Raw genomic sequence first — 26,821 nt, 5'->3', positions numbered from 1 at the left:
ACGGAGCGGTGATCGACGATACGCTCCTCGAGGCCGAGGAAAAGATGGAGCGTGCTGTCGAGCACGCCAAGGACGAGCTGGCCGCCATCCGTACCGGTCGTGCCACGCCCGCGATGTTCTCCCGGATCATCATCGACTACTACGGCACGCCCACCCCGCTCCCGCAGATGGCGTCCGTCGCCATCCCGGAGCCGCGGATGGCGATCATCAAGCCGTACGACGCCTCGCAGCTCGGCGCCATGGAGCGGGCCATCCGCGACTCGGACCTCGGGGTCAACCCGTCGAACGAGGGCTCGATGTTGCGCATTCTGCTGCCGCAGATGACCGAGGAGCGCCGTCGCGAGATGGTCAAGGTCGCCCGCGGCAAGGCCGAGGACGGCCGGGTGGCGGTGCGCAACGTGCGCCGCCGCGCCAAGGAGGAGCTGGACCGGATCGTCAAGGACGGCGAGGCCGGCGAGGATGACGGTCGCCGCGCCGAGAAGGAGCTGGACGACCTCACCCACCGCTACGTGGCCCAGGTCGACGAGCTGGTCAAGCACAAGGAAACCGAGCTGCTCGAGGTCTGATGCCGCACCTCGACCCGTACGACGACGCGCGCGACGCACGGCAGCGGGCGCGGCACGGTGGTGCCGCGCCCGGTCCGTTCCGGCCGGATCAACACCCGGATCGTGACCGGCCGGGCGGCCGGGACCCGATCGCGCCCGTCTATGCGCCCCCCGGCACGGAGACGGGAGCCACCGCGGAGTTCGTGCTGGACCGCCCGTCCGGCCCGCCACCGGCCGTGGTCCCGGGCCGCCCGGGGACTCCCGCACGCCCGGGACCGCCCGCGCACACGGGAGCACCGGCGCGCCCGGGTCCGGACGCGCGCGCGGGCGCCGACGTGCCGGTGCACCCCGGCCGGGACGCGCCCCGCGTGGGCGACGGCCGTCCGCGGGGCCCATGGTCCACCGGGCCGGGGGAGGCGGACCCGTACCGCACGTCGCCGGCCCCGGCCGGCGAGGACCTGCCGGAGCCGCCCCGCCGCCGGGTCAAGGGCCGCCGCCGCGCGACCTGGACCGGCGCGCCCGCGGCCGGTAACGCGCTGCGCCAGGCCGCCTACGAGTCCGGCGACGACGAGCCCGCGAAGGGCCGCAGCCTGCCGTCGGCCGGCCGCAACCTGCCGGCCGCGATCGGCGTCAGCCTCGGCCTCGGCGCGGTGCTGGCCGGCTCGCTGTTCCTGTGGCGCGAGGGCTTCCTGCTGCTGATAGCGGCCCTCATCGTGGTCGGCGTCTGGGAGATGACCCGCGCCCTCGCGGTCGGTGGCGCCCGGCCACCGCTCATCCCGCTCACCGCCGGCGGCGTGATGATGGCCGGCCTGGCCTGGTTCGCCGGCCCGGACGCGCTCGCGCTCGGCCTGCTGGTGACCGTGCTGGCCAGCATGCTGTGGCGGCTCGGCGACGGCCGGTCCGGATTCCTCCGGGACGCGGCCGCGGCCACGCTGATCGCGGTCTACGTGCCGTTCCTCGGCGGCTTCGCGGCGCTGCTCGCCTACCCGGAGGACGGCGTGTCCCGGGTGGTCGTCACGGTCGTCGCGGTGGTTCTCACCGACACCGGCGGATATGTGGCCGGTGTCTTCCTCGGCAAGCACCCGATGGCGCCGTCGATCAGCCCGAAGAAGTCCTGGGAGGGCTTCGGCGGTTCCGCGCTCGCGTCCGCACTGGGCAGTGCGCTGCTGGTCTATCTGCTGCTCGGCGTGGCACCCTGGTGGGGCGCGCTGTTCGGAATCGGCGTAACGATCTCCGCGGTGCTCGGTGATCTGGCAGAGTCGATGATCAAGAGGGATCTCGGCATCAAGGACATGAGCAATCTGCTCCCGGGCCACGGCGGCCTGATGGACCGTCTGGACTCGATCCTGTTCGCGTTGCCGACGGCGTTCCTGCTGCTCTCCGTGCTCGCACCCGGTTCCTGAGCGCGCCGCGAGGGCCGGCCGGCCCTCGCGGTGAGGGGGCGAGGTGAGCGAAGACGCAGCTTTGGCACCCTGTGCGGCATTACGAGCGGCCGTACCGTGGGAGACTGGACAGGTCGCGGCCATGTTCCCACCCCGGTGAGATTCCCGCCGCGACGTAATGACCCGACGTAGTGAGGCAGCTGCAGACACCGTGATGGGCCCGACCCTTCCTCTCATCCCCGTCGTTCCCAGCACCCCGGAGACACCCGACGACGCCGTGCCCGCGCAGGCCGGCCCCCGTCGCCGTCGTCCGGCGATGCCGCCGCGCCACCTGGCCGACCTCGACCCCGAGGCCCGCCGCGCGGCGGTCAAGGAGCTGGGCCTGCCCGAGTTCCGGGCCAAGCAGCTCTCCACCCACTACTTCGGGCGCCTGGTCCGCGACGTCGCCGAGATGACCGACCTCCCGGCGGCGGCCCGGGAGAAGATCGGCGCCGAGCTGCTGCCGCACCTGCTCACCCCGGTGCGCGAGCTGGCCTGCGACGACGGCGCCACCCGCAAGGCACTCTGGCGGCTGCACGACAACGCGCTCGTGGAGAGCGTGCTGATGGGCTATCCGGACCGGGTCACCGCCTGCGTGTCCAGCCAGGCCGGCTGCGGCATGGCCTGCCCGTTCTGCGCGACCGGCCAGGCCGGGCTGACCCGCAACCTCTCCACCGCCGAGATCGTGGACCAGGTCGTCTACCTGGCCGGCGTCGCGGCGAGCGGCGCGGTGGCCGGCTCCCCGCCGCGGCTGTCCCGCGTGGTGTTCATGGGCATGGGCGAGCCGCTGGCCAACTATCCGCGGGTGATCGCCGCCGTCCGGCGCCTGACCAGTCCCGCGCCGGACGGTTTGGGGCTTTCCCAGCGGCATATCACGGTTTCGACCGTGGGTCTGGTTCCGGCCATGCGCAAACTGGCCGATGAGGACCTGTCCGTGACCCTTGCGCTGTCCCTGCACGCGCCCGATGATGATCTGCGCGATGAACTCGTTCCGGTCAACCAGCGGTGGAAGGTGGCCGAGGTGTTGGATGCCGCGTGGAGTTACGCGGCGCGCACGGGGCGGCGCGTGTCGATCGAATACGCGATGATTCGGGACGTGAACGATCAGCCGTGGCGTGCCGACCTGCTCGGGCGGCTGCTGGCCGGGAAGCTGGCGCACGTCAACCTCATCCCGCTCAACCCCACGCCGGGCAGCCGGTGGGACGCGAGTCCCAAGCCGGTCGAGCGTGAGTTCGTCCGCCGCCTCCGCGCGGCCGGCATCTCCACCACGGTTCGCGACACGCGGGGTCAGGAGATCGACGGCGCCTGCGGCCAACTCGCGGCGAGCACGGTCGACGGCGCGGAGGCACGATGAACCCTCCCTCCTACGGGTATGTACGTCTTGGCGTCGCACGGATGGACGCTCTTCACGGCCGCCGGGCTCGGGGCCGCGATGAACGAGGTTCACTGACGGCCGCGCGTGCGAAGGCGCCCGCCGGCGCCGAGCGAGCGAACCAGGACCAGGAGACACAGTGACGAGTCAGGGGCAGCGTTTCCGCAGGCGCGCGCTTCGCCGCGGTTACAAGGTGGAGGAGGTCGACACCTTCCTCGACCGGGTGGAGGCCACGCTCGCGGGCGAGCAGAGCGGCCCGCCGGTCTCCGCGCAGGAGGTGCACGACGTCGTCTTCCGAGTGCGCTTCGGCGGCTACGACGAGTGGCAGGTCGACCTGCACCTGGACCGGGTGGAGCGGCAGCTCGCCGAGCTCGACGAGCGCGGCGGCGCCCGTGGGCCCGAGCGCGTCCCGGCCGGTGCCGACCGACTGGGCCCGCCGGACAGGATGAGCGGCGGCCCCGGCGCGCACAGCGGCGCCGGCTTCGGCCCGGGCCCCGGCGGCTTCGACGGTCCGGGCGGTTTCGACGGCCCCGGTGGCTTCGACGGCCCTGGTGGCTTCGACGGTCCGGGCGGTTTCGACAACGGCTTCGACGGCCAGGGCGGCTTCGACGAGCCGCGCACCGGCGGTTTCGACGGCCCCGGCCGCCCGGACGGCCCCGGTTTCGGCCCGCCTGACCGCATGGGCCCGCCTGACCGCATGGGTCCGCCCGATCGCATGGGTCCGCCCGATCGCATGGGTCCGCCTGACCGGATGGGTCCGCCCGATCGCATGGGTCCGCCTGACCGGATGGGTCCCCCGGATCGGATGGGCCCGCCCGATCGCATGGGTCCCCCGGATCGGATGGGCCCGCCGCCCGGGCGTGTCCCGGCCGGCGCCGGCCGCTTCGACGACGGCCCCTCGTTCGGCGGCTTCGACGAACCGCGCACCGGCGGCTTCGGCGGTCCGCCCCCGCGCGACCCCCGTGACCCCCGTGACCGCGGCGGCTTCGACGAACCGCGCACCGGCGGCTTCGGCGGTCCGCCCCCGCGCGACCCCCGCGACCGCGGCGGCTTCGGCGAGGACCCGCGGACCGGCGGCTTCGACCTCCCGCCGCGCGACGACCCGCGGACCGGGGGTTTCGACCTCCCGCCCCGCGGCGGTCCGCAGGGCCCGGGCGGCCCTCAGGGCCCCGGTGGACCTCAGGCCCCCGGCCCGGGTGGCATGGGCCCGGGTGGCATGGGCCCCGGCCCGCGCGGACCGCAGGGCCCCGGCGGACCTCAGGGTCCCGGCCCCGGCGGCATGGGACCCGGCGGCTACGAGCAGAACCCGTACGACGACCCGCGTGATCCCCGCGATCCGCGCGACCGCGGCGGCTTCGACGCGCCCAGCGGTGGCTTCCCCGGCTTCGAGCCCGGCCGCCACGGCAAGATGGACATGACCGCGGAGATCCGCCTGCCCGAGCTGGAGCGGCGCCCCCGCAACCAGCCGCAGCCCGGTCCGCCCGCGATGGGCGGTGGCCCCGGTGGCCCGCCTCCCGGCCGTGGCGGGCCTCCGCCCGGCGCGTTCGGCGGCCCGCCGATCCCTCCGCCCGGCGGTGGTTACGACGACGGCTACGGCGACGGCCCGGGCGGCTTCGGCGGTCCGCCGCCGATGGGCCCCGGCGGCCCCGGCCCCGGCGGACCGATGGGTGGTGGCCCCGGCGGTGACCTGCAGCGCGTGGACCATCTTCGCCGCACGTTCCAGCCGCGGCGGTTCGGCAGCGGTTACGACCCGGACCAGGTGGACCGGCTGTTCGAGGGCATCCTCACGGCCATGTCCGGCCGCGGCCCGATGCCGGTGAACGAGAACGATCTGGACACGCTGCAGTTCGGCCTGGTGCCGGGCGGCTACTTCGAGGCCGAGGTGGACGCCGCGCTCAAGGAGGTCAAGGACATCCTGCTCGGCCACTGAGAAGCCGGCCACTGAGAAGCCGCCACTGAGAAGCCGGCCACTGTAGAAGCCGGAACTGAGAAGCCCGAGAGAACAGAGAAGCCCGAGATAGCAGATCAGCCCGCCTCCCCGGCGTACCGTGGGAGCGGGCTTGATCTTTTAATCCGCCGAAGGCTGAGTAGCTATTCCCGCAGGCCGGCGCGGCGGAGGACGACGTCGCCGATGAGCGTGACGGCGATGCCGGCCGCGCAGACGTACAGGAAGATGTTCTCGATGTTGCCTTCGTGGTTCCCGAAGGTGCACGCCAGCAGGGCCACGATGGTCAGCACCCCGAGGATGCGTCCCGCCCTGCGGTTGCCGGGCTTGAGCTGATCGGGTGCGACCACCGGCTCGCTATCCGCCACTGTGGGTCCTTCCTCGCGCTGTGCGTTCACATCCGCGGTTAGTCTGACATGCGCTGGATGCCGCCGATGCAGCAAGCCTCCTGTGACGCAGCCAGCCTCTTCGCCGACGCACCGGAGGCGGTCCTCGCGGGTCCGGTAACGTCTGGCCCGAACCACCGACCGTCGTAGCTTAAGGGAGCCCTGCCGTGCGAGTGACGGGAACCGGTCATGCGAGCATGCGGATCGACACCGCGGCCGGAAGCATCCTCACCGATCCGTGGGTGAACCCCGCCTTCTTCGCGTCGTGGTTCCCCTTTCCGGACAACTCGCAGCTGGACTGGGAGTCGCTCGGCCAGGTCGACTACCTCTACGTCTCGCACCTGCACCGGGACCACTTCGACGCGGAGAACCTGAAGCGGTTCGTGTCGAAGAAGACCGCCGTGCTGCTGCCCGAATACCCGACCAGCGAGCTCGAGGACGAGCTGCGCGAGCTGGGCTTCCGCAGCTTCATCAAGACGAGGAACGAGGAGGTCGTCGAGCTCGACGGCGGCCTGAAGATCATGATCCAGGCGCTGATCTCGCCGACCGACGGCCCGATCGGCGACTCCTCGCTATGGGTGGAGTACGACGGCGTCCGCCTGCTCAACCAGAACGACGCCCGGCCGTCCGACCTGTCGCGCTTCGCCGAGCTGGGTCACGTGCACGCGCACATGCTGCAGTTCTCCGGCGCGATCTGGTACCCGATGGTCTACGAGCTGCCCGAGGCCGCGAAGCGCGCGTTCGGCAAGCAGAAGCGCGAGCGGCAGTTCGACCGCACCTGGCGCTACATCGACGACCTGAAGGCCGACCACGTCTTCCCGATCGCCGGCCCGCCGTGCTTCCTGGACGACTCGCTCTACCAGTTCAACGACATCTTCGGTGACGAGGGTGCGATCTTCCCGGACCAGAGCGTGTTCCTCACCGAATATGCCAAGGTCGGCGGCACCAACGGCGTGGTCCTGCTGCCCGGTTCCGAGTCGGTGCTCAACGCGGAGGGCGGCATCGAGACCACGCACCCGGTGCCGGTCGACGAGTTCTTCGCGAACAAGGTCGCCCACCTGGAGGAGATGCGGGAGCGCAAGCGCCCGATCATCGAGGCCGAGAAGGCGTCCTGGCGGCACCCGGAGATCGACGTGCTCGCCGAGATGAAGCGCCGCATCGAGCCGCTGCTCGAAGAGTCGATCTACATGGCCAAGGGGGTCGGCGGCCCGGTCCGCTTCGACCTGGTCGGCTACGACGGCGAGTCGATCGAGTCGATCGTGGTCGACTTCCCCGGCAAGCAGGTCCGGCACTACGCGGACGAGAAGGTCCGCTACCGCTTCAAGACCGAGCGCGCGCTGATCGAGCACCTGCTCTTCACCGGTGAGGTCGACTGGGTCAACTCGCTCTTCCTCTCCTGCCGCTTCTCCGCGGCCCGCATCGGGCAGTACAACGAGTTCGTCTACGCGTTCTTCAAGTGCCTCTCCACCGAGCGCCTGCAGTACGCCGAGGGCTGGTACGACGAGCACGAGCGCGCGGTCGAGGCGGAGAGCATCGAGCTGGGCGACTGGGAGGTGCAGCGCCGCTGCCCGCACCTCAAGGCCGACCTGAGCCGTTTCGGCATCGTCGACGGCGACCAGCTCACCTGCCAACTGCACGGCTGGCGCTTCGACCTGCCGTCCGGCCGCTGCCTCACCTCGGTCGGCCACAAGATCCGCGCGGACCGCAAGAGCGCCTGACCGCCGCTCGCGCCCGGCAGATCGTTGTGCCGGGCGCGGCCGGCAAATCGCTTGCCGGGCGCGGCGGGTCCCGCGATGATCGCGGCCGTGGCACTGCATGAGGACGAGATCCCGGTCGATGAGTCGATCATCCGGTCGCTGCTGGCGCGGGAGCGACCGGAGTGGGCGGACCTGCCGCTGAAGCGGGCCGGCGCCGGCACCGACAACACCATGTTCCGCCTCGGCGACGACCTACTGGTCCGGGTACCCCGCAACGCACACAACGCGGGCATGCTCCGCAAGGAGCAGACCTGGCTGCCCCGCCTGGCCCCGCTGTTGCCGCTCACCGTCCCGGAACCGGTGCACCAGGGCTCGCCGTCGGACGACTTCCCGCTGCCCTGGGCGATCTACCGCTGGATCGACGGCGCCGAGGCCGCCCCGGACACGGTCCACGACTGGGCCGCCTTCGGCCGCGACCTGGCAGGCTTCGTCCGCACGCTGCACGGTCTCGGCACGATGGGCGCGGTCCGGGCCGGCGACCTGGCCGGTTACCGCGGCGGTCTGCTGCGCGACGCCGGTCACTGGGTGGACCGTGGCTTCGCCGACTGCGCCGGTCTGGTCCCCGGCCTGGACACGCTGGAGCGGATGTGGCGGGACGCGCTCGCGCTGCCCGACCCGCCGGGCCCGCACGTCCTGCTGCACGTCGACCTCAAACCCACGAACCTGCTGGCCCGCGACGGCACCCTGCACGCCGTGATCGACTTCGCCGGCCTCGCGGTCGGCCACCCGGACGCCGAGCACGCCCCCACCTGGGACCTGCCCGCCGAGGCCCGCGAGGCGTACCGCGCCGCCCTCGACATCGACGACGCGACCTGGCAGCGGGCCCGCGCCTGGGCGATCATCGTCGGCGTCAGCGGCATCGCCTACTACCGGGACACGTTCCCCGCCTTCGTCGCCGAATGCCATGCCCGCCTGTCCAACATCCTCGACGCGGACTCGCCCCATGTTCCGTGAGGCGACGGCGGCCGACTTCGACGCCATCATCCGGCTCTACCGCCAGCTCCACCCCGGCGACCCGATCCTGACCGACGGCTCCGACCGCGTCGCCTACCAGCGAATACTCGACAGCCCGGGCCTGCACCTCTTCGTGTGGGAGCACGCCGGCACGGTCGCCGCCACCACCTACCTCAACATCATCCCCAACCTCAGCCGCTCCGCATCGCCCTACGCCATCATCGAGAACGTGGTCGTCGACGAGCATCTGCGCGGCCAGGGCCTCGGCAAACGCCTGATGGCCTCGACGCTGCACGCCGCCTGGTCCGCCGGCTGCTACAAGGCCATGCTCGCCACCGGCTCCCGCAACCCGGCCACCCACGCCTTCTACCGCAGTTGCGGCTTCTCCACCGGCGACAAGACATCCTTCATGGCCCGGCCACCGGCACATTCAAGACCTTAGACATCGTTTCCCGCTTCCGGCGTGGTGACGTCGGGCATGCTCCCGCGGGCACCGGTCGGCCGCGGGCGGCCTCCCTGCACGTCCGCGGGTGGTTTCGAAAATCGCCGGGGTGGTCCGCGTGACCCGGCCGCCCCGTGCGCCGGCGTGAGTTCGGTGCTTGCCGCGAGAAGACAGCCGTATCGATGATCCTTCCCGAACAGGCGCGGGGGATCGGCTCGCGGAGTGGCCACCGCGGCCGATCGTCGGCACAGTGGATTGATGGATCAGCTGACGAGCGGGGCGGCCTACGAGAACGCATTCTTGATTTTCGTCGACGCGGCGGGCTACTCGACCATCGTGGCCGGCAACCCACGTGATCGCGCAACGCGTGGATTCGATCTTCTGCACCACAAGATCGCCTCACGGCTCGCGCACATCGCCGACCGGAATCGCGCGCAATTCGCGTGCGTCTGGCACTGGGCCGGCGACGGAGGACTCATCGTCGTACACGACGATGAGGAGAGCATCGCCCGGGACGTGACACTCGAGTTCCTGCGGAGCCTGCTCACTCTGGATCTGCCTCACCTGCGCGACGAGTTCGCCCAGCTCGGCGTGGCCGGGCGGCTCAGCCTGCGCCTGGCCGCGCACCGGGGAGTCCTGCGCTACCGCGGGCCGGAGTTCCGGGACCTGCTGCACTCGCCGGACCTGCACTTCGCGGCGCACCTCCAGAAGGCTGCCCCGCCGGACACCGCGGCCGTTTTCGAGGACGTCGTGCGCGTCGCCGGGCCCGACGCGGACCGTTTCGAGCCGGTCGGCACCTTCGAAGGACGTGGTGTCTACCTGCTCGCACACGATGTTCGTCCGGCGGCGGTCTGGCTCGCGTCGCGTGGGCTGAGCGGTGCCGTGCCGGTACGTGCGTACGTCGAGCGCCCGAGTCAGTTCGAGAAGGCTCGCATGATCCGGGCGGCCGCCTCGGAGGTGATCGACCTCGGCACGTCCGTGCGGACGTCCTCCCGATATCTCGTCACCACGGAACGGCCCGCGCACTTTCGTGATGCGGTATTGACGTTCTTGGAACGGGGTGGCACGTTCCGTATTGTGCTGATGAATCCCAGGTCAGAAGCCACGGCTTTGCTTTCCCGGCAGCGGGGAGAGGATCTGGTGGGCAAGACCACGGAGGCCCTCGGCTGCCTGCGGACCTTCAAATCCCGGCACGGGAACGTGACCGATCGCCTGGAAGTGCTGCAGACGGACGACTACCCCGGCATGGCGTGCCTGGCGATCGATCTCGACGAGCCGCACGCCCTGATGCTGACATCGCCGTACCTGATGGCGCCGGCGAGTTCCGGAACCCCCTTGGAACGAGGCGATATGCCGCACTACACGATCTCCCGCGCATCCGGCTCACTGTTCGAGAGTCAGCGACAGCTGGTCCGGGCGTTCGCCACGTCCAACGTCGAGCGAGTTCTGTGATCAGCGCCGGCGGTCCCGGTTTCGCGGAGTGCCGAGCGGCCGCGGCGGCGGTGCACGCGGCTGAACTCGGCCCTTCCGCGGAGCGGGCGGCACGGCCACGCGGAGCCCTCGGCCTGTTCCGTGCCCGTGGGCCGCTGGCCATCGGACTCTACGTCGCCGAGCGAGAGCGACGACTGGTCTGGCTCGGTCCGGACAGCTTCGCCACGCTCGAGCCGCCGATCGGCCAGGGTTGGCCGATCGCGGCGGGCGGCATCCGGCTGCTGCTCCTGCGTGTGGTCGATCGCCAGTGGGAACTGCTCTGCTTCGTCGTGCCCCCGCTGTCCGCGATGGCGCTCGCCGTCCCGGTCGTTTTCCTGGCCGGTGCGGTACCCGCGATCGTGCTTGTGCTGCTCGGCGTTGTCTATATCGCCGGATGCATGCTGGGCGGCATCGTCACGATGACAGCCTCGATCGTTCGGACTGTCACGGGACGGAGCACGCCCGCCGAGGTGCTGGCGCCCAAGCAATGGTCCGTTCGGCTGTGCCACGAGACTGATCCGGCACGGGCAGGTCTGCTGTTGCGCGAGATCTCCGAGCGACTCCGCGAACTGCTGATTCAGCGCACCGAGCAGGTGAGCGCCCAGGTCGGTACCCAGCCGGAAGACGTCCCGGTGACGGAGACCGCGGTGCTACTGCCGGGCGGGGCGACGACGACGGCGATGCGCGCGGCCCTCCTGCGGCAGCGCCGGGTGAGTCTGCCGTTCGGCGAGGATGCGGATCTCGTGACGCTTGAGCCGTACGACCAGGTCCCGGAGCCGCCCTTGAGGACGTTCAACACGGGCGGATTCGTCTTCTGGTACGCCGGTGGCTGCGCGGCCGTCATCCTGATGCTGGCGCGGCTGGTCGCGGGCTGGGAGCGGGATGCCTGCGGCGACGAATGTGCCGGTCGACCCATTCGGTACGCGGACGCCCTGCACTGGCTGGTGTGGCAGCTGGTCGCGCGCGACCCCGAGGGTCTTCGGCCCGCGACGTTCAGCGCGACTGTCCTCGGATATCTCATGACCGTGTTGGCGGTGACCGGAATTCTGGTGATCGGCGTGGCGGTCAGCCAGGGCTGGCAGGCGTTGCGCCGGCTGAACCGACGTTTCGACGACCACGCGGGGCGGGTCGGTGGGCGCACGAAGATCCTGCTGGTCGTCGCGCGGGAGGACGAGCAGAAGGCGACGCTCCGGGTGGCGCGGGATCGGCACGGGCTCGTCCCGGAGCCCGGCACCCGCAACGGTCACGCGGTCCTCGACCTGGGCACGCTCGGTGGCGCCGACGTGATGCTGCTGACGGCCATCGGAGGAGATCACTCCCCGTCATCGGTCGCCGTCGCCGGCCGGGAAGTGGTCCGGGCCTGGAGGCCCGACCTGCTGATCCTGGTCGGCAAGTGCTGCGGCCTGAAACCAGACCGTCAGCGGCTCGCGGACATCGTCGTCTGCACCCAGGCGCGCAACGACGACCATCAGGAGGTCAGCGCGGACGGGGACGGCCTCCGGCTGCGTGAGCGCGCCGGTCGTGCGGACGCGTCGCCGGAGGCGCTCGGCGCGTTCGTGACGGCGACCGACGGCTGGACGGGTGCGGAGGTCCACTTCGGCCCGATGGTCGGTTCGGGAAAGCTGCACCGGGCCGCGCGTAGCACGGACGACCTGCGTAGCCGTCATCGTGACGCGGAGGGCGCCGACATGGAGGTCCACGTGCTCGCCGGCGTGGTGTCCGGATCTCGGACGGGTTGGGCCGCGGTCCGGGGCATCTCCGACTGGGGTGACGAGAACAGGAACGACTCGAATCGTGACGCTGCCTCCGCGAACGCGGCGGAGTTCGTGCTGCACGCGATAGCGGCCCGGCGACTGACGGTGCCGGGCAGGCCGCACTGACGCTCCTTATCTGCCCAGGTCGGACAAGATCGCCCGGGCTGCGTTGTGGCCGGCCGCGCCGATCACGCTGCCGGCCGGGAACGTGCCCGCGCTGCCCGCATACAGGCCGTCCAGGCCGGTCGCGTACGGCATCCGGTCGGTGAAGGACACCGTGTTGTCGACGTGGTGGATGTGGCCGCCGGTGATGCCGAAGTGGGACTCGATGCCGGGCGGGGTCAGCGGCACCACGTCCGCGACCAGGTCGCGGGTGCCGGGCGCGTAAGCAGAGCAGATGTCCAGCAGCCGGTCCACGTAGGACGGCAGCGCCGCCTCCCAGGTGCCGGTGGCGAGCGCGTACGGCACGGACTGCACGAACAGCGCGGACGAGTGGTGTCCCGCCGGGTCCTGCAACGACGGGTCCACGGTGGTGTGCAGGTACCACTCGATGGTCGGCTCGTCCGGTAGCTCCCCCGCGACCACGGACGCCCACATCCGGCGCAGCGACCGCATCGGCGCGCCACCGGCGGACGAACCGGGCAGCAGGTGGATCGTGGCGCCGAACGGGCTCGGCGACCCCGGCGGCAGGCAGGAGAAGTCCGGCAGCCCGGAGAGCGCCAGGTTGACCTTCAGCGTCGTCCCGGGCCGGCGCACCGCCTCCATCCGCGAGACCAGCGCCGGCGGCAGCGCGCCGGCCGGGACCAGGGACATCAGCCGGTAGGGGTCGCACGCGCCCAGCACGACGGGCGCGGTCACGGCTCGGCCGTCGGCCAGCGTCACGCCGGACACCGCGCCTCCGTCGACGGTGATCGCGCTCACCTCCGTACCCACGAGGATTGTGGCTCCTGAATTCCGCGCAGCGGCCGCGAACGTGGCGGAGACCGTGCCCATCCCGCCCTCGGCGATCATCCAGGTGCCGTCCGCGCCGGGCAGCCGGCACATGTTGTGGGCCAGGAAGTTGTGGCCGGTGCCGGGATCGTCCGGGCCCGCGTTGAGCCCGGACAGGCCGTCGGTCACCGCGTACATGGAGACGAGCAGCTCCGACGCGAAATCGAACCGCGCGAGATAGTCCGCCACCGAACCGCGCACCAGGTCGACGAAGGCCGACTGAAGCGAGGGCCGGATGTAGCGGGACGCGGTCTCCTCGACCGGCATCGGCGGGGCCAGCCAGGCCGGGGCCAGATCGTCGCGCAGCGCGGCCAGTTCCGCCTGCATCGCGTCGTCCGCGGCCACGTCCGCGGCCGAGAAGAACGACGTCATCTGCGCCCGGGTCGACTCGCGGTCGCGGCCGAAAAGCAGGTACGGCCCGTCGGGCGTGGGCAGGAAGTAGTGCGGGTCGCGGCGCAGCACCGGAATCCTCACGTCCAGCGTGCGGAGCAACTCCGGCGGCATCAGACCGAGCAGGTACGACCCGGTCGAATGCCGCAGACCGGGCACCCGCGGGAACGGCGTCTCGGTGCGCGCGGCGCCGCCGATCACGTCCGACGCCTCCAGCACCACCACGTCCAGACCCGCGCGGGCCAGCAGGATCGCGGAGACCAGCCCGTTGTGCCCGGCACCCACGATGATCACATCGGCCCGCGAGGTCGTCATGGCCGCGAGCCTAGCGCCTCCGTGAGGAGATCGAGCTCCCTCGCGAACAGCGGCTCCGAGTCCCACCGCACGTGCCCGAAGACCTCCAGCGCGAGCAGCCCGAACACCCGGCTCCACGCGAGCACCAGCAGGTCCGTGGGGCCGGACAGCTCCTCCAGGAACAGCGCGGCGAACCCGGAGCTGTCACACTCCTCGCGCACGCCGCCGAACATCAGCGCGAACTCCCGCGGATGCGCCAGGCTCCACCGCCGGAACGCGTGCGCCATCCCGGTCAGCCGCACCATCGGCGGCTCGCCCGCGAACTCGTCCCGCACGGTCCGCACGGCCGCGGTCAGCTCCGCGAACAGATCCGCCGACAGCGCTCCGACCAGCGCGTCCAGGCCGGGAAAGTATCGATACAGCGCAGGGGGCGGTCATCCCCATCTCGCGCCCGATCGCGCGCAGCGAGATCGCCGAGGGCCCGCCGGACACCAGCAGCCGCCGGGCGACCGCCTTGATCTCCGCGACGGTGGCGGTCCGCACCCGGCGGGTCGGCGCGCCGCTCCCTAGAACCAGATCAAGATCATTCGAGGGTCCGGAAAGCGAGCGCCCGTCCCGCCCGCACTCCCTCCGACGCCGCGGCCCGACGCCGCCCGCCCCCGGCGCCGCCCGCGCCCCCGGCCCGGGCCGTCCCTTCCGGCACCGTCCCCGATGCCGCCACGTTCCGGGCCTGCGGCATCGGCTACGACCGGGGCGCTGTCGCCGCCGGCGGGCGCCGTGCCGCCGTGTTCTCCGGACCCGTCGCCTGTGGAGTCACCGTCGGCCCTGCCGGAATGGCGGGCCCTGCTGCCGGCTCCGCTGCTTGGCCCGGTTCTGCCGCTTCGGCTGGTTCTGCCGTCCGGGCCGGTTCTGTTGCTTGGGGTGGTTCTGCTGCTTCGGCTGGTTCTGCCGCCTTGGCCGGTTCTGTTGGTTGGTCGGGTTCTGCCGCTGCGGCTGGTTCTGCCGTCTGGGCCGGTTCTGTTGCTTGGTCCGGCTCGGATGCTGTCGCCGGGTCCGGCGTCGCGTGCCGGGAGCCGGCGCGGCTGGCCGCGAACCCGGCCAGCACGATCACGTGGAACAGGTACAGCCACAGCCCCACCGCGACCACGCCGCCCACCATGTCCAGCCCGCCGAACGGCAGCCCGAGATCCAGCGGCAGCGCGCAGAACAGGATGAACCCGTGCAGGAACCCCGACAGGTTCGCCGCCGTGAACGACCCGACCAGCACGGTCCGCACCCAGCCCGGCGCCCGCCCCGGCGCCAGCCCGTGATAAACCCAGATCAGCACCGGCGTCAGCACCAGCCACACCGCCGTGAACGACACCACGATCCCGCCGAACCGCGCCCACCCGCCCTGATCGAAGAGCCGGGCCGCGAACGGCACGCACGCCAGCGCCGCCGCCAGCAGCCCCGGCGACGCCACCAGGATCGGCAGCAGCAGCACGCGGCCGCGCCACCCGGCCAGCGACTCCCGCGGCCCGGCCACCGAGACGAACGCCCGCCGCAGCCCTTCGCCGTAGAACGTGGCCGGCAGCAGCGCGGCCAGCGCCAGTCCCGGAGTCAGCCCCAGCCCCGCCTCCAGCAACCCGGCCGCCGCCCGGTCCGCCCCGATCCGGTCCGGTAGCGCGTCGATCGCCGGGTTCGCCAGCGCCCGCATCCCGTCCGCCCCGGCCAGGATGCTCGCCGCCCAGATCGCCAGCAACGCCACCGGCACCACCGCGATTCCGCCATAGAACGTGATCGCCGCCGCATGCAGCGCCAGATCCCGCCCCTTCAGCGGCCGAAAGATCCCCATGGACTTACCTGTTCCCCGCTCAGACCCTTCGCACGCTACGGTCGGCGACGTGGTAAAGCCGCCGCAGCGCGACTTCGATGTCATCGCCCGCCTCGACGACCGCGTCTGGACCGCGGATCTCGCCTTGGAGCTGATGCCGGCGAACAACGGGCCTCGCACTGAGGTCTACCGCGGCAGCGTCGTGGCCACTCCCAGGCACGGCCGGTCGACTGCGCCACGGCCGAGTTCGAGTTGATCACCCGGCTGTGGGAGCGCGGACTCCTCGCGTACCTGCGGATCAATGTGATTTCAGAGTTTGATCTGTTCGTTCCGGACATCGTGGTGCTGCGGGAGCGCGGAGGAGACCGGGCCGCCGTGGCGTCCGAGCACGTTCTGCTGGTCGGGGAGGTGATCGCGGGTGATCGACCAGGACTGATCGACCGGCCGCGTGCCTACGCGGCCGCCGGTTTCACCCACTACCTCGTGCTCGACTGCCGAGAACGGCGCGGGCCGGGGCTGATCCTGCACGAGCGCGACGGCGAGGCCTACCGGCCGGTCGTCCGGGCGGAGGCCGGCAGCGCGTTCATGATGACGGAACCGTTCGAGTTCGCGGTCGACCCGGTTGAGCTGGTGGACGAGTGAGCGGCGGGCGGTCAGCGGGCTTCCAGGGAACGTGGGGGATGATGGGGGCGTGAGTTCGTCTCGGCACATCGTTCTGCTCGGTTCGACCGGGTCTATCGGCACGCAGGCCATCGACATCGTGGAGCGCAATCCCGAGCGCTTCCGGGTGGTGGCGATCGGCGCGGGCGGCGGCAACGTCGAGTTGCTCGCCCGGCAGGCACTGCAGCTCGGCGTCGAGGTGGTCGGCGTGGCGAAGGCCACGGCCGCGCAGGATCTGACGCTCGCCTTCTACGCGGAGGCTTCCCGTCGCGGCTGGACCAGCGGTGACTTCAAGATCCCAAAAATTGTGGCGGGGCCGGACGCGATGGCCGAGCTGGCCGCGCTGCCCTGCGACATCGTGCTCAACGGCGTGGTCGGCTCGCTGGGCCTGGCGCCCACGCTGACCGCGCTTCGGCACGGCCGCACGCTCGCGCTGGCCAACAAGGAGTCGCTGGTCGCCGGCGGCTCGCTGGTTCGCGCCGCGATCACGCGCCCGGACCAGATCGTGGCGGTCGACTCGGAGCACTCCGCGCTGGCCCAGTGCCTGCGCGGCGGCACCGCGGACGAGGTGCACAAGCTGATCCTGACCGCGAGCGGTGGCCCGTTCCGCGGCAAGAAACGCGACGACCTCCGGGACGTCACGCCGGCGCAGGCGCTGGCGCACCCGACGTGGGACATGGGCCCGGTCATCACCATGAACTCCGCCACACTCGTCAACAAGGGCCTTGAGGTGATCGAGGCCCACGAGCTGTACGGCATTCCGTACGACCGGATCGAGGTCGTCGTCCACCCGCAGTCGATGATCCACTCGATGGTCGAGTTCGTGGACGGCTCCACGCTCACCCAGGCCAGCCCGCCGGACATGCGGCTGCCGATCGCGCTGGCCCTGGGCTGGCCGGAGCGCGTGCCGGGCGCGGCGAAGCCGGTCGACTGGTCCACCGCGAGCGCCTGGACGTTCGAGCCGCTGGACGACGAGGCCTTCCCCGCGGTGGAGCTGGCCAAGCGGTCCGGCCGGGAGGGCCGGTGCCGTCCGGCGATCTACAACGCGGCGAACGAGGAGTGCGTGGCCGCGTTCGCACAGGGCGATCTGCCGTTCTTGGGCATCGTGGACACCGTTCGTGACGTTCTCGCGGAGGCCCCCGATTTCGGGGAACCGGGTACCGTCGACGACGTACTTTCCGCTGAGTCGTGGGCGCGCACGCGCACCCGAGAAATCATCGCCGGGCGCCCGGCGTCCCGGACCGGGGGAGCTGCATGAGCTGGATGTTCTGGGTCGGCGTGCTGGTCTTCGCGATCGGCTTGATCATTTCGCTGGCCCTGCACGAGGCCGGCCACATGTGGTCGGCGCAGGCCTTCAAGATGAAGGTCACCCGGTTCTTCATCGGCTTCGGCCCGACGCTGTTCTCGTTCCGCCGCGGCGAGATCGAGTACGGCGTGAAGGCCATCCCGGCCGGCGCGTTCGTGAAGATCGTCGGCATGGTCCCGCAGGACGACGACGTGGAGCCGGAGGACGAGCCGCGCGCGATGTGGCGCCAGGCCCTCTGGAAGCGGACGATCGTGATGAGCGCGGGCTCCGCGATGCACTTCGCGCTCGGCACCGTGCTGCTCTGGGGCACGTTCGCGTTCATCCCGTTCAGCGACCCGGCGCGCGCCGACGAGGTGCGGCCCGAGGTGGCCGCGGTCAGCCCGTGCGCCACCCCGAAGATCGTGGTGGTGGACGGCCGGCGGGTCGACTGCGACCCGGAGACCGGCGCGCCGAGCGCGGCGAAGCAGGCCGGCCTCCAGCCCGGTGACGTGATCACCGCGGTGAACGGCGCGGCGGTGACCGGCTGGGGCCAGATGAGCGGGCTGATCCGCGCGGCCGGCGGCAAGTCGACCACGCTCACGTGGGAGCGTGACGGCGCCGCGCAGACCGCCACGGTCGTCATCCCGCTGGCCGAGCGGGTCAAGCCGGACTCGGGCGTGGAGACGGTCGAGGACATCACGCCGGACGACATCGAGACGGTCGGCGTGCTCGGCATCAGCCCGGTCATCCCGAAGACCGTGGCCGGTCCGTCGGCCGCGTTCGGTCTCACGTACCACGGCGTGATCAGCATGGTGCAGAACACGTTCGAGTCGCTGAAGCGCATCCCGGAGAAGATCCCGCTGCTCTGGGCCGCGATCCTCGGCGAGGAGCGCGACCCGGAGACGCCGATCAGCGTGCTCGGCGCGACCCGGCTCGGCGGCGAACTGGTCGAGCGCCAGGAGTACGCGATCGCGCTCAACCTGCTGGTCGTCCTCAACTTCTTCATCGGCATCTTCAACCTTCTGCCGCTGCTCCCGCTGGACGGCGGCCACATCGCGATCGCCTGGTTCGAGCGCATCCGCTCCTGGATCTACGCGCGCCTCGGCAAGCCCGATCCGGGCCGGGTGGACTACTTCAAGCTGATGCCGGTGACGTACGTCGTCATTCTCATCTTCGGGGCGTTCACGCTGCTCACGCTGACCGCCGATATCGTCAACCCGATCACTCTGAACTGAGTCGAAGGACAGCCTTGTGACCGCCATCAGTCTCGGAATGCCCGCCGTTCCCCCGCCGCCGCTCGCTCCCCGCCGCGCCAGCCGGCAGATCATGGTCGGATCGGTCGCGGTCGGCGGCGGCGCGCCGGTGAGCGTGCAGTCGATGACCACCACGCTGACCGCCGACGTCAACTCCACGCTGCAGCAGATCGCGGAGCTGACCGCGTCCGGCTGCCAGATCGTCCGGGTCGCGGTCCCGTCCCAGGACGACGTGCTGGCGCTGCCCGCGATCGCCAAGAAGTCCCAGCTCCCGGTGATCGCCGACATCCACTTCCAGCCGAAGTACGTGTTCGCCGCGATCGACGCCGGCTGCGCCGCGGTCCGGGTCAACCCGGGCAACATCCGCCAGTTCGACGACAAGGTCAAGGAGATCGCGAAGGCGGCCGGCGACGCGAAGGTCCCGATCCGGATCGGCGTCAACGCGGGCTCGCTCGACAAGCGCCTCCTGGAGAAGTACGGCAAGGCCACCGCGGAGGCGCTGGTCGAGTCCGCGCTGTGGGAGTGCTCGCTGTTCGAGGAGCACGGCTTCCGCGACATCAAGATCTCGGTCAAGCACAACGACCCGGTCGTCATGATCCGGGCGTACCGGCAGCTCGCCGAGCAGTGCGACTACCCGCTGCACCTCGGCGTGACCGAGGCCGGCCCGGCGTTCCAGGGCACGATCAAGTCGGCGGTCGCGTTCGGCGCGCTGCTGGCCGAGGGCATCGGCGACACGATCCGCGTCTCGCTCTCCGCCCCGCCGGTCGAGGAGATCAAGGTCGGCAACCAGATCCTCGAGTCGCTCGGCCTGCGCGAGCGTGGCCTGGAGATCGTCTCCTGCCCGTCCTGCGGTCGCGCCCAGGTCGACGTTTACACGCTGGCCGAGCAGGTCACGGCCGCGCTCGACGGCTTCCCGGCGCCACTGCGCGTCGCGGTCATGGGCTGCGTGGTGAACGGTCCGGGCGAGGCCCGCGAGGCCGACCTGGGCGTCGCGTCCGGGAACGGCAAGGGCCAGATCTTCGTCAAGGGCCAGGTCATCAAGACCGTGCCCGAGTCGCAGATCGTCGAGACGCTTGTCGAGGAGGCGCTCCGCCTCGCCGACGAGATGGGCACGGAGCTCCCCGAGGAACTCCGCGACCTGCTGCCCGCCACGAAGCCGATCGTGACGGTCCACTAGTAATCTTCAGGGGCGAAGCCCCGGGCCTGCTTCCACCAGGCCCGGGGCTTCGCTTCGTTCCACTCTCGTCAGGACCGGCACGTCCCGGTCCGGCTTGCGCCGGCTTCCGGCCACGTCGCGGCGTCGCGCCGATTTCCGGTTTCGTGCCGCGTCGCGGTACGGCGCTGGTTTCCGGTTTTGTGTCGCGATGCGGTGTCGCGTCGGTTTCCGGTTCATGGCCGCGTCGCGATGTCGCGGCGATCTCCAGTGCGGTGCTGGTTTCCGGTTTTGTGTCGCGTCGCGGTGTTACGTCGATTTCCGGTGCGGCGTCGGCTTTCGGTTTCGTGTCGCGATGCGGTGTCGCGTCGGTTTCCGGTTCATGGCCGCGTCGCGATGTCGCGGCGATCTCCAGTGCGGCGCCGGCTCGCGGTTTGTGCCGCGTCGCGGTGTCGCGTTCCGATGCGGCATTCCGCCGCCGGACGGCCGCGCCCGCGAGCCGCGGTCACTCCGATTCGGCGAGAATCGCGTACAGCTTGCGCTTGGTCTCGTTCAGGATCTCCAGCGCGGCCTGCCGCTGCTCCGGCGTGCCGCTGACCCCGACCTCCTTGAGCGCGCTCATGATCCCGAACGCGGCCTGCCGGAAGTCCTGCGCCTGGGACACGTGCTCGTCGCCGAACTCCGCCCACGGCGGAGTCTCCGCCGCGGTCGCCGCCGCCTCCCGGCCGGTCTCGGTCAGCGTGAACCGCTTCCGCCCGCCGTCCGTCTCCGCGACGATCAGCCCCTCGTCCTCCAGCAGCTGCAGCGTCGGATAGACCGACCCCGGACTCGGCCGCCAGATGCCACCGGTCCGCTGCTCCAGCTCCTGGATGATCTCGTAACCGTGCATCGGTCGCTCGGCCAGCAGCGCCAGCACCGCCGCGCGCACATTCCGCCCGCGCCCGCCGCGCCCACGCCCACGCCCACCGGGCCCGTGATGCGGCCCGCCGTGCCCCCACGGCCCGAATCCCGGCCCACCCGGACCGCCCATGCCCCCCGGCCCGAACGGCGGGAACCCGAACCCGCGTCGCCGTGCCTCATCACCGAAGAAATCCCTGCCGAAGCCCTTCATGGCTCTTCCCCATCCTGCCGACCAGACTGTCGGCGTGCTGTCGTTGATAGTTCGACGATATATCGGAAACGTATCGTCACCAACCCCGAGAAAACCCCGAAGATCAACTTCCAGCTCTTCCCACTCCCGGCGTGGCCGCTTTCCGAGTGCTCCCGCGGGCACCGGTCCGAGGTCGACCAGCTCACGTTGATCTGAGAAGAGCGGTGAACCATGCGTCGTTGACCTGTGGAAACATGCCCGGCCCAACCGGCTGCGACGAGACGGGATGTTTCCGGCAGGGCAGGGGCAGGCCTATTCGGGATCGATCAGGGGACATCGCTGCCTGCTTGCCGGCTGCGAGTGGCCGCCGCCGATCCCGGCCGCTGCTTGGATCGGCACGCCGAGTCGAAGTGGGCCGGGTAGTCGCGACACCACGCGAGCCGGGCGCTTCGCGCCCGCGTCTCTCCATATCGTGCCCTGTCCGTGGCGCCCGCCGCACGCAACGCCGCGCATTCGGCCCTGAGTGATCAATCAGTGGAGCAAAAGATAGGTCAACTAGCGAAGTTGACCTATCTTTTGCTCCACTGATTGATCACTCAGGCGCTGCTGCCGGCCTGCGGGGGGCTTATCGGGGTCGCGAGACGGAACACCCTTCCTCTTTATGCCGAAATTTCGGGCACGCGGCGCCCGTGAGAGCCCACCCGGGGCGCCGGCTCAGCAGGTGTGGCGGGCTTCGTGTGTCGGTTGGGTGGGTGTGGCGGGCTTCGCGTGTGCCGGCTCGGCAGGTGTCGCGGGTTAGTGCGCCGGTCGGCGGGTGTCGCGGGTTAGTGCGCCGGTCGGCGGGTGTCGCGGGTTAGTGCGCCGGTCGGCGGGTGTCGCGGGTTAGTGCGCCGGTCGGCGGGTGTCGCGGGTTAGTGCGCCGGTCGGCGGGTGTCGCGGGTTAGTGCGCCGGTCGGCGGGTGTCGCGGGTTAGTGCGCCGGTCGGCGGGTGTCGCGGGTTTTCGCGGGCCGGGTCGGCGATGTCGCGGGACTCATGCGCGCGATCGGCGGGTGTCGCGGGCTTTCGCGCGCCGGTGAAAGCGCTGCGTCGCTGTGTGCCGCCCGTTTTGGCCGCGGCGAGCCCAAGCCTGGCGAACGCCTCCCGGAAGATCAGGTCAAAGCCATGAGCTGAGTGTGCTGGGCGCCGGTCCGCGCTGGCGCTCCTCCCTCGCCGGATCCGCGGAGGCCAGGAAAGGGCAGGTCGCGACGCGCCTCTCCGGCGGGAACCGTGCGGAAGCCCCAGCCGGCGGCGCGGAGCCCTGCCGTGAGCGGGCGGTGGCGGCAGACGAGGCCACCGGTGCGGTCGCTGTCGGGCTGAGGCGAGAATCGCGACATGAGCGACGAGGCGACGCAGGTCGGCGGGACGCGGCCGGGTGCCGGTTTCCGGGACGCCATTGATCCGATCATGCGGCGGCTGGTCGCGGCCACGACTCCGGACCTCTTGGCCGGCCCCGGTGCCGGCATCTCGGCCGCGTCTTCGAGGCCGCCGACGAGCTGCGGATCCGCTGCACCGAAGGGCCCTGGTTCGTGGAGGAGCGCGGAGCCGGTGGCGTCTACGTGATCTTCGCGGAGCTCGACGTCGTTCTCGACGGCTGGCCGTTCGACTACGGTGACGCCGCCGTGGACATCGCGTCTCGGGAGATGCGCAGAGCCGCGTCCGAGTGGCTGGAGACGCCGCGCACCGAGGCGGCGGCCGTGTCCTTCGTGGAGCGGTGGCGGAGCCGCTTGGCGACGCCGTTCACGGCGCCGGCCCGAGGCCTGCACGCGCCCACGCGGGGCCGGCGCAGGACCGGCGTGGATCCGCCCGCGGCCGGCACGTCACGTCGCGATTCAGAGGATGACCGCGCAGCGGCACGGCGGCCAGTGTGGCCGGCCGGACGGCGGTGCCGCCCGGCCGTACCGGTGAGGTCAGAAGTTCTTGAAGGCGCGAAGCGCGGGCAGCGCCCGGCCGGAGTAGTCGAAGAGGGCCTGGTTCTCCCAGCCGTCGCCGGAGGTGGGGTCGGCCGGGTCCCAGCCGGCGCCGGGGACCGCCGTCCAGGTCGGCTCCCAGTAGACGACGCCGAGCGCGCCCGGGACGCCGGCCACCACGGTCAGGATGTCGCGCAGCGCGTCCGACTGCCCGCGCGGCGTGGCGGGGTAGCCGCCGGCCGCGGCCAGCGAGGCGTTGAAGATGTTCGTCTCGTGGTCGCCCTCCTCGAGCGTGAACCCGTAGGCCGTCTCCGCGACCATGACGGGCTTGCCGTACCGCGTGGAAAGGTCCATGAGGTTGGCCTGCAGTTCGCCGAGCGTGCCGTGCCAGTAGACGTAGTGTGACACCGCGATCACGTCGAACGGCACGCCGCGGGCGACGGCCTGGTCGAACCACCAGCGGTGCCCGCCGTTGTCGCCGCCCTCGGCCAGGTGCAGCACGACCTTCGTGGACGGTGACGCGGCCTTGACCGCCTCGCTGCCCGCGGTGAGCAGCGCGGCGAGGCCGTCCCAGTTGTCCCAGCGCCCGTCCGGCCACAGCATGCCGCCGTTGATCTCGTTGCCGACCTGCGCCATCGCGGCCGGCGTGCCCTGCGCCCGCAGCGCGGAGAGCACGTCGAAGGTGTGCGAGTACAGCGCGGACACCAGGTCGGGGAAGGCGAGACCGGCCCAGGCCGCGGGCTTGTTCTGCTTGCCGGGGTCGGCCCACGCGTCCGAGTAGTGGAAGTCGATCAGCAGTTGCTGCCCGGCCGCGTGTGCCCGCCGCGCCTTCGCCAGCGTGTCCGCGAGGTCGTTGTAACCGTCGGCCGGGTCGACCCAGACCTTGAGCCGGATGTAGTCGACGTCGTTCGCGGCGAGCAGCCGGAACGGGTCCTGGCGCTGGCCGGAGGCGGACCGGTAGACCGCGCCATGATCCTCGTTCTTGGTGACGTGGGAGACGTCCGCCCCACGGACGGCGAGGCCGGGTGCACTTCCATAGGAGAGCGCCACGTCGTCGAAGTGCGTCCACTGCCCGGCGGACGCGGTGGAGTGCAGCACGATCGTGCATCGCCCGCCGGTGACGGTCACGGAGACGGCCAGCCACACCCACTGCTCGCCGGTGCGTGGGATCGCGGCCCGCCGCTCGGCCGAGCCGCAGTGCCGCAGCGACACGTATGCGTCCGGCTGGTTGCCGTCCGACCGGACCCGCAGGCGCAGCGTGTGCGGGCCGCGCGCGAGCCCGGTGACGGCCTGCGTGGTCTCCACCCGGTAGGCGGACGTCGCGTAGTGGGTGAGCCGGGATTCCTCGGCGAACGAGGCGGCCCGGCTGCCGCTCTCGGACCAGCCGGTGAGGCCGGTTTCGAAGCCGCCGTTGGTGACGCCCGGTGCGGGCGCGGCGAGCGCAGGCGCGGCGGCACCGAGGACCAGGCCGAGCGCGAGGACGGGGATGAGGACGGATCTGCGAAGCATGCGTGGCTCCTAAGATTCTGTGAGCGCTCACAGCGCCCCGGACAGGCACAAATCACAAAGCCATCGAGGCTACGCTGTGAGCGCTCACGGAACCATCCACGCCGGTCGCTGTCAAGGGCCGGTCCGCAGCACCCGCACCGCCCCGGCCGGCACCAGCACGCCGTCCACGCACGACTCGCCGGTCATCAGCTCCACACCGGACCCCGGCACCGTGACATCGCGCGACGTGTGGTTGAGCGCGATCACGAACTCGCCGCGCCGCACCACCTCCACGCCCGCGGGCAGGTCGCACGCGGGCAGGCCCAGCGAGCCCACCAGCGCGTCCAGCGACTCCCCGGTCAGCCGCGTGGAGACGTAGACCGCCCGTCCGGCGCCGAACGCGTGCGACGTGATCGCCGGCTGCCCGGCCGCCGGCCCGTCCAGGTAGGACTCGACCACCGCGGCGCCGTCCAGCAGCAGCCGCTCCGCCCACACATCCCCGCTCGCGCCCGAGCTCAGCGCGACCGTCTCGCCCGCGTGCAGCGGCAGGAACTCCTCCACCCGCAGCCCGAGCACGTCCCGCAGCGCGCCGGGGTGCGGCCCCGGGTGCACCGCGTCGTTCTCGTCGACGATGCCGGAGAAGTACGAGACGACCAGCGTGCCGCCGCCGGCCACGTAGTCGCGCAGGTTCGCGGCCGCCGTCTCGGTCAGCAGGTAGCCGGCGGGCAGGAACACCACCGGGTACGCGGACAGGGGCGCGTCCGGGCGGGCGAAGTCCACGGTCACGTGCCGCCGCCAGAGCGCCTCGTAGAACGCCTCCTGCCGCTCCCGGAACGAGAGCTCCGCCGAGGGCCGCCACTGAAGTTCGAGCGCCCACCACGACTCCCAGTCCCAGATGATCGCGGCGTCCGCGGTCACCGGCGTGCCGCGGACCGGGTTCAGCGCGGACAGATGGCCGCCGAGCGACACCACGTCCCGCCAGATCCGGGTGTCGGTCCCGCCGTGCGGCAGCATCGCGGAGTGGAACTTCTCCGCGCCGGACCGGGACGCCCGCCACTGGAAGAACATGATCCCGTCCGCGCCCCGGGCCAGGTGCGCGAGGCTGTTCCGGACCAGCTCGCCGTCCTTCTTGGCGATGTTGCGGGGCTGCCAGTTGACCGAGCCGGTGGAGTGCTCCATCAGCAGCCAGGGCGCGCCGCCCGCGACCGACCGGGTCAGGTCCGCGCACATGGCCAGCTCGATGTGGTTGTCCGGCCGTTCCGCCTGGAGGTAGTGGTCGTTGGAGACCAGGTCGACCTCGGCCGCCCAGGTCCAGTAGTCGATGTTCTTGCAGTTCGCCAGCATGAAGTTCGTGGTCACCGGGATGCCGGGCGACAGCGAGTGCAGCAGGTCCCGTTCGCGCCGGAAGTTGGCCAGGTGCGCGTCCGAGGAGAACCGGTAGTAGTCCAGCTCCTGGGCCGGGTTGACCGCGGTCGGCGCCTCGATCGGCGGCTCGATCTCGTCCCAGTCCGAGTATCGCTGGCTCCAGAACGTCGTACCCCAGGCGGTGTTCAGTGCTTCCAGGGTCGTGTACTTCGTGACCAGCCAGGATCGGAACGCGACGCCGGAACCGGGGCAGTAGCAGATCCCGTTCGCGCCGCCGTATTCGTTGTGCGCGTGCCACAGCACCACGGCCGGGTGCGAGCCGTAGCGCCGGCCCAGCTCCGCGGTGATCGCTTCGGACGCGGCCGCATAGTCGGGTGAACTGGGGCAGAACGTCTGCCGGGCGCCACCGCCGAGCGGCTGTCCGGTGCGGGTGAAAGGCCGGGCCGAGGGGTGAGCGCGCAGGAACCACGGCGGCGGCGCCGCGGTCGGGGTCGCCAGGTCCACCGCGATCCCGTTCGCGTGCAGCAGGTCCAGCAGCCGGTCCAGCCAGCCGAAGGTGAACTCGCCCGGCCGAGGCTCCAGCATCGCCCAGCTGAAGATGCCCACGCTGACCAGGTTGACGCCGGCCTCGCGCATCAGTGCCACGTCCTCGGCCCACACCTCCTCGGGCCACTGCTCCGGGTTGTAGTCCCCGCCGTAGGCGATGCGGTCCAACCCGGGGATGAGCGGCGCGACCTGCGGTACCGCCAACTGAGACACCTGGACCATGTGCGGCTCCGAACTGTGAACGCTCCCAACGTGTGCGACGCATAATTGCACAGCTTTGAACAGCAAATACAGGTATTGACAGGCGAGAGGCCGAGCGCCAGGCTGTGAGCGCTCACAGTTGTTTCCACCTAGTCACGTGCCGGTAACGCCGGCACCGCCGCGCCGCCACGTCACGGGCACCCGTGACGTCGGCCGGCCGATGTGCAGGGATGCCGCCCCCGAAAGGGGCGAAACCGCACGCGCTCACGACTCACACGAAACGTCGAAGAGAGGCTCCCG

21 protein-coding genes are annotated in these 26,821 nt (G+C 71.3%); 13 read left to right on the top strand and 8 right to left on the bottom strand.

The features are described from left to right. The first annotated feature begins 8 nt into the window (after positions 1-8). The 4 genes from frr to J2S43_RS28040 all read left to right on the top strand — a co-directional run bounded on the left by frr (position 9) and on the right by J2S43_RS28040 (position 5,268). Complete coding sequence (gene frr, locus J2S43_RS28055) at positions 9-566, top strand: ribosome recycling factor (protein ID WP_306834247.1); 558 nt, start codon at positions 9-11, stop codon at positions 564-566. Then, entirely contained in the window at positions 566-1,948 is a 1,383-nt protein-coding gene (locus tag J2S43_RS28050) for a phosphatidate cytidylyltransferase (protein WP_306834245.1), read from the top strand. The genes frr and J2S43_RS28050 overlap by 1 nt, the downstream gene beginning before the upstream one ends. Positions 1,949-2,141: 193 nt before the next feature. Further along, positions 2,142-3,320: a dual-specificity RNA methyltransferase RlmN gene (gene rlmN, locus J2S43_RS28045; protein WP_370881661.1), complete on the top strand. Its 1,179-nt coding sequence runs from the start codon at positions 2,142-2,144 to the stop codon at positions 3,318-3,320. Between the two features lie 157 nt (positions 3,321-3,477). Continuing rightward, a complete protein-coding gene (locus tag J2S43_RS28040; protein WP_306834241.1) occupies positions 3,478-5,268 on the top strand; it encodes a DivIVA domain-containing protein in 1,791 nt (596 codons plus the stop codon). A 161-nt stretch (positions 5,269-5,429) separates the two neighbouring features. Here J2S43_RS28040 and J2S43_RS28035 read toward each other — a convergent pair whose 3' ends face one another. Further along, positions 5,430-5,651 (bottom strand): DUF2631 domain-containing protein, encoded by a 222-nt coding sequence (locus J2S43_RS28035; protein WP_306834240.1) that lies wholly within the window; start codon positions 5,649-5,651, stop codon positions 5,430-5,432. A 185-nt stretch (positions 5,652-5,836) separates the two neighbouring features. Here J2S43_RS28035 and J2S43_RS28030 point away from each other — a divergent pair, with 185 nt between their 5' ends. From J2S43_RS28030 to J2S43_RS28010, 5 genes are all read left to right on the top strand, one after another. Beyond that, positions 5,837-7,387, top strand: a complete 1,551-nt coding sequence (locus tag J2S43_RS28030) for a Rieske 2Fe-2S domain-containing protein (protein WP_306834239.1) — start codon at positions 5,837-5,839, stop codon at positions 7,385-7,387. An 87-nt stretch (positions 7,388-7,474) separates the two neighbouring features. Continuing rightward, positions 7,475-8,380 (top strand): phosphotransferase, encoded by a 906-nt coding sequence (locus tag J2S43_RS28025; protein WP_306834237.1) that lies wholly within the window; start codon positions 7,475-7,477, stop codon positions 8,378-8,380. Further along, positions 8,370-8,822 carry a GNAT family N-acetyltransferase gene (locus J2S43_RS28020; protein ID WP_306834236.1) on the top strand — a complete coding sequence of 151 codons (453 nt, stop codon included), beginning with the start codon at positions 8,370-8,372 and terminating at the stop codon, positions 8,820-8,822. Before J2S43_RS28025 ends, J2S43_RS28020 begins: the two co-directional genes overlap by 11 nt. 258 nt (positions 8,823-9,080) lie before the next feature. Next, positions 9,081-10,274 (top strand): hypothetical protein, encoded by a 1,194-nt coding sequence (locus J2S43_RS28015; RefSeq protein ID WP_306834235.1) that lies wholly within the window; start codon positions 9,081-9,083, stop codon positions 10,272-10,274. Next, positions 10,271-12,172 carry a 5'-methylthioadenosine/S-adenosylhomocysteine nucleosidase family protein gene (locus tag J2S43_RS28010; RefSeq protein WP_306834233.1) on the top strand — a complete coding sequence of 634 codons (1,902 nt, stop codon included), beginning with the start codon at positions 10,271-10,273 and terminating at the stop codon, positions 12,170-12,172. The genes J2S43_RS28015 and J2S43_RS28010 overlap by 4 nt, the downstream gene beginning before the upstream one ends. A 6-nt stretch (positions 12,173-12,178) precedes the next feature. Here the strand turns inward: J2S43_RS28010 and J2S43_RS28005 are convergent, their stop codons facing one another. The 3 genes from J2S43_RS28005 to J2S43_RS27995 all read right to left on the bottom strand — a co-directional run bounded on the left by J2S43_RS28005 (position 12,179) and on the right by J2S43_RS27995 (position 15,554). Continuing rightward, positions 12,179-13,741: a phytoene desaturase family protein gene (locus J2S43_RS28005; RefSeq protein ID WP_306834231.1), complete on the bottom strand. Its 1,563-nt coding sequence runs from the start codon at positions 13,739-13,741 to the stop codon at positions 12,179-12,181. Then, positions 13,738-14,064 (bottom strand): TetR-like C-terminal domain-containing protein, encoded by a 327-nt coding sequence (locus J2S43_RS28000; protein ID WP_306834229.1) that lies wholly within the window; start codon positions 14,062-14,064, stop codon positions 13,738-13,740. Before J2S43_RS28000 ends, J2S43_RS28005 begins: the two co-directional genes overlap by 4 nt. A 398-nt stretch (positions 14,065-14,462) precedes the next feature. After that, the gene (locus tag J2S43_RS27995; RefSeq protein WP_306834227.1) at positions 14,463-15,554 is read right to left on the bottom strand and encodes a YhjD/YihY/BrkB family envelope integrity protein; all 1,092 of its coding nucleotides are present in this window, start codon (positions 15,552-15,554) and stop codon (positions 14,463-14,465) included. A 231-nt stretch (positions 15,555-15,785) separates the two neighbouring features. On the opposite strand from J2S43_RS27995, the gene J2S43_RS27990 reads away from it, so the two are divergent. From J2S43_RS27990 to ispG, 4 genes are all read left to right on the top strand, one after another. Further along, positions 15,786-16,175 (top strand): PDDEXK family nuclease, encoded by a 390-nt coding sequence (locus J2S43_RS27990; RefSeq protein WP_306834225.1) that lies wholly within the window; start codon positions 15,786-15,788, stop codon positions 16,173-16,175. A 67-nt stretch (positions 16,176-16,242) separates the two neighbouring features. Continuing rightward, the gene (dxr, locus tag J2S43_RS27985; protein ID WP_370881788.1) at positions 16,243-17,451 is read left to right on the top strand and encodes a 1-deoxy-D-xylulose-5-phosphate reductoisomerase; all 1,209 of its coding nucleotides are present in this window, start codon (positions 16,243-16,245) and stop codon (positions 17,449-17,451) included. Then, positions 17,448-18,713 (top strand): M50 family metallopeptidase, encoded by a 1,266-nt coding sequence (locus J2S43_RS27980; protein WP_306834222.1) that lies wholly within the window; start codon positions 17,448-17,450, stop codon positions 18,711-18,713. Before dxr ends, J2S43_RS27980 begins: the two co-directional genes overlap by 4 nt. Positions 18,714-18,729: 16 nt before the next feature. After that, positions 18,730-19,908: a flavodoxin-dependent (E)-4-hydroxy-3-methylbut-2-enyl-diphosphate synthase gene (ispG, locus tag J2S43_RS27975; RefSeq protein WP_306834220.1), complete on the top strand. Its 1,179-nt coding sequence runs from the start codon at positions 18,730-18,732 to the stop codon at positions 19,906-19,908. Between the two features lie 481 nt (positions 19,909-20,389). Here ispG and J2S43_RS27970 read toward each other — a convergent pair whose 3' ends face one another. The 4 genes from J2S43_RS27970 to J2S43_RS27955 all read right to left on the bottom strand — a co-directional run bounded on the left by J2S43_RS27970 (position 20,390) and on the right by J2S43_RS27955 (position 26,524). Further along, a complete protein-coding gene (locus J2S43_RS27970) occupies positions 20,390-20,995 on the bottom strand; it encodes a PadR family transcriptional regulator (RefSeq protein ID WP_306834218.1) in 606 nt (201 codons plus the stop codon). A gap of 1,622 nt (positions 20,996-22,617) precedes the next feature. Continuing rightward, the gene (locus J2S43_RS27965) at positions 22,618-22,755 is read right to left on the bottom strand and encodes a hypothetical protein (RefSeq protein WP_306834216.1); all 138 of its coding nucleotides are present in this window, start codon (positions 22,753-22,755) and stop codon (positions 22,618-22,620) included. Positions 22,756-22,921: 166 nt separating this feature from the next. Further along, positions 22,922-24,430, bottom strand: coding sequence for a glycoside hydrolase family 53 protein (locus J2S43_RS27960; RefSeq protein WP_306834214.1), 1,509 nt, complete (start codon positions 24,428-24,430; stop codon positions 22,922-22,924). A gap of 111 nt (positions 24,431-24,541) precedes the next feature. Next, entirely contained in the window at positions 24,542-26,524 is a 1,983-nt protein-coding gene (locus tag J2S43_RS27955) for a beta-galactosidase (protein WP_306834212.1), read from the bottom strand. Between the last annotated feature and the right edge of the window lie 297 nt (positions 26,525-26,821).

It is taken from the genome of Catenuloplanes nepalensis (genome assembly GCF_030811575.1).
GTDB classification, from domain to species: Bacteria; Actinomycetota; Actinomycetes; order Mycobacteriales; family Micromonosporaceae; genus Catenuloplanes; species Catenuloplanes nepalensis.
Note: the sequence above shows the minus strand (reverse complement) of the source record. Positions and strands in the feature narration are given on the sequence as shown.

What these genes read in the sequence shown, in the direction of transcription:
- J2S43_RS28050 (WP_306834245.1), top strand. Translation starts at nt 566, where the DNA reads ATGCCGCACCTCGACCCGTACGACGACGCGCGCGACGCACGGCAGCGG.
- rlmN (WP_370881661.1), top strand. Translation starts at nt 2,142, where the DNA reads ATGGGCCCGACCCTTCCTCTCATCCCCGTCGTTCCCAGCACCCCGGAG.
- J2S43_RS28020 (WP_306834236.1), top strand. Translation starts at nt 8,370, where the DNA reads ATGTTCCGTGAGGCGACGGCGGCCGACTTCGACGCCATCATCCGGCTC.
- J2S43_RS28015 (WP_306834235.1), top strand. Translation starts at nt 9,081, where the DNA reads ATGGATCAGCTGACGAGCGGGGCGGCCTACGAGAACGCATTCTTGATT.
- J2S43_RS28005 (WP_306834231.1), bottom strand. Translation starts at nt 13,741, where the DNA reads ATGACGACCTCGCGGGCCGATGTGATCATCGTGGGTGCCGGGCACAAC.
- J2S43_RS27995 (WP_306834227.1), bottom strand. Translation starts at nt 15,554, where the DNA reads ATGGGGATCTTTCGGCCGCTGAAGGGGCGGGATCTGGCGCTGCATGCG.
- J2S43_RS27980 (WP_306834222.1), top strand. Translation starts at nt 17,448, where the DNA reads ATGAGCTGGATGTTCTGGGTCGGCGTGCTGGTCTTCGCGATCGGCTTG.
- J2S43_RS27970 (WP_306834218.1), bottom strand. Translation starts at nt 20,995, where the DNA reads ATGAAGGGCTTCGGCAGGGATTTCTTCGGTGATGAGGCACGGCGACGC.
- J2S43_RS27960 (WP_306834214.1), bottom strand. Translation starts at nt 24,430, where the DNA reads ATGCTTCGCAGATCCGTCCTCATCCCCGTCCTCGCGCTCGGCCTGGTC.